General features: G+C 72.7%; 5 protein-coding genes and 1 pseudogene. 3 read left to right on the top strand and 3 right to left on the bottom strand.

Annotated features, from left to right (window positions below):
- Nucleotides 1-137 precede the first annotated feature (137 nt).
- The 3 genes from ACFVH5_RS43365 to ACFVH5_RS43355 all read right to left on the bottom strand — a co-directional run bounded on the left by ACFVH5_RS43365 (nucleotide 138) and on the right by ACFVH5_RS43355 (nucleotide 4,381).
- On the bottom strand, nucleotides 138-1,628 hold the full coding sequence (locus ACFVH5_RS43365; protein ID WP_385839200.1) for a PP2C family protein-serine/threonine phosphatase: 1,491 nt from the start codon (nucleotides 1,626-1,628) through the stop codon (nucleotides 138-140).
- Between the two features lie 521 nt (nucleotides 1,629-2,149).
- The gene (locus ACFVH5_RS43360; RefSeq protein ID WP_385839199.1) at nucleotides 2,150-3,247 is read right to left on the bottom strand and encodes a C40 family peptidase; all 1,098 of its coding nucleotides are present in this window, start codon (nucleotides 3,245-3,247) and stop codon (nucleotides 2,150-2,152) included.
- A 324-nt stretch (nucleotides 3,248-3,571) separates the two neighbouring features.
- Nucleotides 3,572-4,381: a class I SAM-dependent methyltransferase gene (locus ACFVH5_RS43355; protein ID WP_385839197.1), complete on the bottom strand. Its 810-nt coding sequence runs from the start codon at nucleotides 4,379-4,381 to the stop codon at nucleotides 3,572-3,574.
- Between the two features lie 459 nt (nucleotides 4,382-4,840).
- Between ACFVH5_RS43355 and mshA the strand changes: the two genes are divergently transcribed.
- From mshA to ACFVH5_RS43340, 3 genes and pseudogenes are all read left to right on the top strand, one after another.
- On the top strand, nucleotides 4,841-6,178 hold the full coding sequence (gene mshA, locus ACFVH5_RS43350) for a D-inositol-3-phosphate glycosyltransferase (protein WP_385839196.1): 1,338 nt from the start codon (nucleotides 4,841-4,843) through the stop codon (nucleotides 6,176-6,178).
- A complete protein-coding gene (locus ACFVH5_RS43345) occupies nucleotides 6,171-6,680 on the top strand; it encodes a YbjN domain-containing protein (protein WP_385839195.1) in 510 nt (169 codons plus the stop codon). The genes mshA and ACFVH5_RS43345 overlap by 8 nt, the downstream gene beginning before the upstream one ends.
- A gap of 156 nt (nucleotides 6,681-6,836) precedes the next feature.
- Nucleotides 6,837-7,082: pseudogene (locus tag ACFVH5_RS43340) on the top strand (hypothetical protein); the annotation flags it as partial.

The following is a 7,082-nucleotide window of genomic DNA, read 5'->3' as shown; positions in this document are numbered from 1 at the left end:
AAGCCGGGGCGCAGCCCCGCTTTTCAGGGGCGCGGGGAACTGCGCGAGCGACCCCCACCGGACCCGCACGTTCCAAGACCCCGCAGACCCCGCCGGCCCCGCGCGCTCACAGCGCACAGGCAGCGGCAGCGCAGCCGCTACGCCACGCGGTCGAGCAGCAGTACCGCCACGTCGTCCGTCAGCTCCCCGCCGTTGAGGTCCCGCACCTCGTTCACCGCGGCCCGCAGCAGTTCCTCGCCCCGCAGGCCCTCGGCCAGCTGGCGGCGGACCATGTCCACCATCCCGTCCTGGCCGAGCCGCTCCCTGCCCTCACCGGTGCGGCCCTCGATCAGTCCGTCCGTGTAGAGCATCAGACTCCACTCGCCGCCCAGCTCCACCTGCTGGCGCGGCCACCGCGCGTTCGGCAGCAGACCGAGCGCGGGCCCGCCGTTCTCGTACGGCAGCAGCTCGGCGACGGGCGGCACCCCGGCGGCGTCTGCCCCGTCGGCCCCGTCGGCGCCCACCAGCGCAGGGGAACGGGCCGGACGCGAGATCAGCGGGGCGGGATGGCCCGCCAGGCACAGACCCGCGCGGCGGCCGTCCGGTGCGATGTCCACCGTGCAGAGCGTCGCGAAGATCTCGTCGCTGTCGCGCTCGTGCTCCAGGACCTGCTGGAGCGTCGACAGCAGCCGGTCGCCGCACAGGCCCGCCAGGGTCAGCGCGCGCCAGGCGATCCGCAGCTCCACCCCGAGCGCGGCCTCGTCGGGGCCGTGACCGCAGACATCGCCGATCATGGCGTGGACGGTGCCGTCGGGGGTGCGGACCGTGTCGTAGAAGTCGCCGCCGAGCAGCGCGCGCGAGCGGCCGGGCCGGTAGCGCGCGGCGAACCGCAGCGAGGAGCCCTCCAGGAGCGGTGTGGGCAGCAGACCGCGTTCGAGGCGCGCGTTCTCCTGCGCGCGCAGCTTGGACTCGGTCAGCCGTCGTTCGGCCCGGTCGGAACGTTTGCGCTCCACCGCGTAGCGGACCGCGCGGCTGAGCAGCCGGCTGTCCAGCTCGTCGCGGAAGAGATAGTCCTGGGCGCCGGCACGTACGGCTTCCGCGCCGCGCTCGGTGTCCTCGGCCGGGGTCAGCGCGAGGACGGCGTGCCGGGGCGCGAGCCGCAGCACGTGCCTGAGCGTGGCCAGCTCGTCGTCGGGCTCCGCCTCCGCCACCGGCCCCTCGGACGTGGCCGCGGGGCCGGGCGTGCGCAGCGCGAGGTCGAGCAGGACGCACTGGACGTCGTCGGTGAGCAGCCGTTCGGCCTCGGTGAGGTTGCGGGCGGTACGGACGCGGATCTGCCTGCCGGTCGCGTCCCGCAGTTCGGGCACGGTCAGCGCGCCGGCCGGGTCGTCCTCGATCACGAGCAGCGTCAGCGGGGCGGTGCCGTTGGTGGCACCGCCGTGGTGAGCGCCATCGCTGTCGGCGGTGGCGCCGTGGTCGCCGTGGGAGGCGTCGCCGGAGGTGCCGTTCCTCGTCGAGGACGGCTCCTGGCCGGACAGGGCGCCGGGTGCGGGCGCGGCCTGTGCCGGTCCGCCGGATGGTGACGCGGCGTGAGCCTGTCCACCTTCCACGGCGGGGATCGCTCTCTGCCGCGGTACGGGTACGGGCATCGTCTTGGGTTCCTTCCCTCCCCCCGAGGGCACGGTGGGTCGAGGGATCTCGATCCACCGACGGGGACCATAGCGTCAGGCGCCGTCACATAGGAATGGCGGCAGGCCGCGCACAGGAAAAACGGCCGCCGTCATATGCCGCATCCTGTACCGCAATTGGGCAGGATGTGCGCTTGTACGGGATGACGTACATCACGCCCCACCGGTTTAGCGCCGGCCCCGAACGTGCCGCGTATCACGTGCGGCAGGTCACTGCGGGGGCGCGGTGATGGTGGAGGCGGCGGGGGTCGCGGCGGCGCCGGGCGACTGGGAGCGCCGCACAGAGTGAAGGGGAGTGCCCCGCCGGGCCGAGGGGAGCGCCGGACAGAAGCGACAAGCGTCGCTCCGTGGGACATCGGATGCACCGAGGTGGCGTACGGCGCATCCGTGGTCGGGCGGCGCATCGAGCGGACGCGCGCCCCGTGCGGACCTCGGCCTCGCGCGCGCCTCGGACCTGCGCGGACCTCAGGCCCGCGTGGACCTCACTGGCCCGGGCGGACCACTCCGAGTATCGGCATCGAGCCCGCTCCCGCGATCGTCACCGTACGGCCGGGGCGCGGTGCGTGGATCATCGCGCCGTCGCCGATGTACATCGCGACATGGCTGGCGTCGGCGTTGTAGATGATGAGGTCGCCGGGGCGCATGGCCTCGACGGCGACGCGGTCGAGCTGCTTCCACTGCTCCTGCGAGGTGCGGGGGATGGCCTGTCCGGCGGCGGCCCACGCCTGCGAGGTGAGCCCGGAGCAGTCGAACGTCTTCGGCCCCTCGGCGCCCCACTCGTACGGCTTGCCGATCTGTGCCGTCGCGTACTCCACGGCTTTCTTGCCCTGTGCGGAGGCCTTGCCGTCGATCTCGTCGAGGATGCCGGAGTCCAGCCAGGTCGTCTGCGCCTCGTACGCGGCCTGCTGCTCCAGCTTCGCCAGGCGCTCCTTCTCGTCCTTCTCCAGCTGGGACTCAAGCTTCTCGGCGGCGGCGATCTGCTTCTTGACCTTCTTCTTGGCCTCGGCCTTCGCCTCGCGGTTGGCCTCGAGCTTGGTCCACTGGGCCGCCGCGTCGCGCGCGTACTGCTCCAAGTCCGCCTGGGTGCGCCGCATCTCGGCGAGCAGGCCCTTGGTCGCCTGGGCGCCCTGGCGGATCCGGCCCGCGCCGTCCAGGAAGGCTTCCGGGTCGTCGCTGAGCATCAACTGGGCCTGGTCCGGCAGCCCGCCGACGCGGTACTGGGCGCGGGCGGCGGCGCCCACACGCTTCTTCAGCTCGACCAGCCGGGCCTTGCCCTCGACGATCTCGCGGGCGAGCCCGACGATCTGCGTGGACTGCTTCTCGGTCCGCTCCTCGGCGAGGTTGTACGCGTCCGTGGCGACCGCCGCGTCGTGGTACAGCCCCTCCAGCTTCACGCGGACCGCTTCAAGGTCCGCGGTGCTCACGGGGGTTGGACTCGCGCTCGGGCTCGGCGTCCGGGTCGGTGTCGGGCCGGGCGGCGGCGTCGGGGCCGCGTAGGCCACCCCGGGCGCGGCCAGGATGACTGCCGCGCAGGCCAGGGCCATGGCCGTCGTGGTCACGCTCCGCACACCGGTCACCATGAACCGACCCCCAAAACTGATTTACCGTCAGTAACTTAGGAACGCCCCGGGGATCGTGCCATGTAGGCGCGGAATATGACAGAGGCGGGCAAGAACTCCCGCGTCCCTTCTGCCTCTTCCCTCCCCCTCACTGCCCACTCGGTCGTGATCTCCTTCGCGTTCCCCGCCAATGTGACGAATGACTCACCGAGATCGTTCCCGCCACGTCAGAGGGCTGCCGGGCGCCCGCGGGGGGTCTGTCGGGGACCGACCGGGGGGCTCGCCGGGGGTACGGCCGGGTCTGCCGAAGTCCCCCTGGGTGCCTGCCGAGGGTCCGGCCCGGTCCTACGAGCCCGGCGCCAACGCCTCCCACCGCACGGTCACTTCGCCCTGCCGCCACCGCGACACCCCGTCCACGACCGGCCAGTCGGCCGTCAGATCGCGGACCGCCCGGATCCAGCGCTGCCGGGCGCCGTACGAGGCGTACGGCGCCGCCGATGCCCACGCGCGGTCGAAGTCGCGCAGGAAGGCATGCACCGGCTCACCCGGGACATTGCGGTGGATGAGGGCCTTCGGGAGGCGTTCGGCCAGGTCGGACGGGCGGTCCAGGGAACCGAGACGGGTGGCGAACGTGACGGTCCGCGGCCCCTCGGGTCCGAGCGCGATCCACACGTGCCGGCGGCCGATCTCGTCGCACGTGCCCTCGACCAGGAGCCCGCCGCGCGAGCCGGCGTCCGCCGGTGCCAGGCGCGCGCACAGCCGGGCCCACACCGCGGCGACCTCGGCCTCCTCGTACTGCCGCAGGACGTTCGCCGCGCGGATCAGCGTCGGCCGTACGGGCAGCGGGATCTCGAAGCCGCCGTGCCGGAACCGGAGGCCGTCGCGTTCGTACGGCTTCGCGGCGGCGACCCGGGCCGGGTCGATCTCGACGCCCACCACGCGCGCGCGGGGAGCGGCGGTACGCAGACGCCGCAGCAGCTCCACCGCGGTCCAGGGGGCCGCGCCGTACCCGAGGTCCACCGCCACGGGGTCGTCGGCGCAGCGGAGTTCGGCGCCGTGGGTGGCCGCGATCCAGCGGTCCATGCGGCGGAGGCGGTTCGGGTTGGTGGTCCCGCGCGTCACCGTCCCCACGGGTTTCGCTGCGCGGGCGTTCATGGGGTCAAGGGTAAGCGGCGCGCTCGGGGGACTCCGGGTCGGTGCAGGCCTCGCGGGGGCTGCCGCCCCCGGGCCCCCGCTGTCGGCCTGAACGGCCTCGTCCTCAAACGCCGGACGGGCTGAAAGGCGTGCGCCGTCCGGCGGCTCGGCTTGCGCGGTACGCCGGACGGGCTGAAAGGCGTGGGCGTCCGGCGGCCCGGTTTGCGCGGTACGCCGGACGGGCTGAAAGACGTGCGCCGTCCGGCGGCCCGGAATGCGTGGCACTCCGTACACGCTGAACAGCGTGAGCCCGCGTCACCCCTCAGGAACGCAGAAACGTCTCGAACGGTTGAGCGACCTACAGCAATGATTCGGTAAAGAGGAAATGGAGCAGACTCTTCCGGCGTTCAGGACTTGCAGGGCGTTCCACGCCCCGCCACAGGCATGCCCGCAGCACGTCCGTAGAAGGAGGAAGGCCACGTGAGCCAGTACGTGAGCAGGCTCGGGCGCCGCTCGCCGGCGGCCCCGACGAGGCTTCGCCTGCATCGCAGGCCGCGCCGCGTGGCGATGCTCTCCGTGCACACCTCACCGCTGCACCAGCCGGGCACGGGCGACGCGGGCGGCATGAACGTCTACATCGTGGAGCTGGCCCAGCGCCTCGCCGCGATCAACATCGAGGTCGAGATCTTCACGCGCGCGACCACCGGGGCCCTGCCGCCCAAGGTGGAGCTGGCGCCCGGCGTCCTGGTCCGGCACGTCGACGCGGGCCCCTACGAAGGCCTCGCCAAGGAGGACCTGCCCGCCCAGCTGTGCGCCTTCACGCACGGGGTGATGCAGGCATGGGCCGGCCACCGCCCCGGGTACTACGACCTCGTCCACTCGCACTACTGGCTCTCCGGGCAGGTCGGCTGGCTGGCCGCCGAGCGCTGGGGCGCCCCCCTCGTGCACGCCATGCACACCATGGCGAAGGTCAAGAACGCCGCCCTGGCCGACGACGACACCCCCGAGCCCGCCGCCCGAGTCATCGGCGAGACGCAGATCGTCCGCGCCGCCGACCGCCTCATCGCCAACACCGCGGAGGAGGCCGACGAGCTCGTACGGCACTACGAGGCCGAGCAGAGCAAGGTCGCGGTCGTCCACCCGGGCGTGAACCTCGACCGTTTCCGCCCGGCCGACGGACGCGCCGCCGCCCGCGCGCGGCTCGGCCTTCCGCAGGACGCCCTCATACCGCTCTTCGCGGGCCGCATCCAGCCCCTGAAGGCGCCCGACGTGCTGCTGCGCGCGGTCGCCGTTCTCCTGGAGGAGCGCCCCGACCTGCGCTCGAACATCGTCGTCCCGGTGGTGGGCGGCCCGAGCGGCAGCGGTCTCGCCAAGCCCGAGGGGCTGCAGAAACTCGCCGCCCGGCTGGGCATCGCCGACGTGGTGTGCTTCCGGCCGCCGGTCGATCAGGAGCAGCTCGCGGACTGGTTCCGGGCCGCGTCCGTGCTGGTGATGCCCTCCTACAGCGAGTCGTTCGGGCTCGTCGCCATAGAGGCGCAGGCGGCCGGCACCCCGGTGCTCGCCGCCGCGGTGGGCGGTCTGCCGGTCGCGGTCCGCCACAAGGAGACGGGCTTTCTGGTCTCCGGCCACAATCCCGTCGACTACGCGCGCGTGCTGCGCGATTTCGCCGACAACCGGGCGCTCCCCGACCGGATGGGCGCGGCGGCCGCCTGGCACGCGCAGTCCTTCGGCTGGGACACGGCGGCGGCGGCCACGGCCGACGTCTACACGGCGGCGATGAACGAACACCGCCGTCACGTACGCTCCCACCATGGCTGACACGATCGCTGCGGAGCGGGCGGCGGGGACCGTCGAGGAGTTCCTCAAGGACGCCGAACTGGAGTGGGAGAGCCCGGAGCCGGGCCACTTCGTGGTGAAGCTCCCCGGCACGCGGAAGCTGTCGACGACCGTCTCGCTGATCGTCGGCAGACACTCCCTCTCGCTGAACGCCTTCGTCATCCGGCACCCGGACGAGAACGAGGGCGGGGTGCATCGCTGGCTCCTGGAGCGCAACCTCAAGCTCTACGGCGTGGGGTACGCCGTCGACCCGCTCGGTGACATCTACGTGGCGGGCAAGCTGCCGCTGGCCGCGGTCACCGCCGACGAGGTCGACCGGCTGCTCGGTGCGGTCCTGGAGGCCGCCGACGGCAGTTTCAACACCCTCCTGGAGCTCGGTTTCGCCTCCGCGATCCGCAAGGAGTACGCGTGGCGGGTGTCGCGCGGCGAGTCCACCCGCAATCTGGACGCGTTCACCCACCTGACTCAGCGTCCGACCGACTGAGCCGGTAGTCCGTACACAGCGCCTACGTAGTCCGTACCAATCAACCGCTGCACGACTCTTTCCCGCCATGCGGGTGCCATGTCATGCTCACCGCCAACGCACATCTGAACGTTGTTCACATCCATGGAATCCCTCTCCTTGGAAGGCGGTTCGGGCATGAGCGACCGTGGCGCGGAGAACACCCGGCGGACCCTCACCAGACGGGCCCTGCTCGGCAGCGCGACAGCGGTGGCGGCGGTCGCCGTGACCGGCACGGCGGCCGGGGCGCAGGCGTCGGCAGCGACCCCGCGTCCGGAGGTGCCCGACCTCTGGCGGGAGTTCACCCGCACCCCCTACACGCACCCGCAGATCCCGTACATCGGCAGAGCCGGCCGGGGCGCCGGGGCGGCGCACTTCCCCCGC

It is taken from the genome of Streptomyces sp. NPDC127119 (assembly GCF_042677425.1).
Lineage (GTDB): Bacteria > Actinomycetota > Actinomycetes > Streptomycetales > Streptomycetaceae > Streptomyces.
The sequence above is the reverse complement of the archived record's forward strand: the minus strand, read 5'-3'. Positions and strand labels throughout refer to the sequence as shown.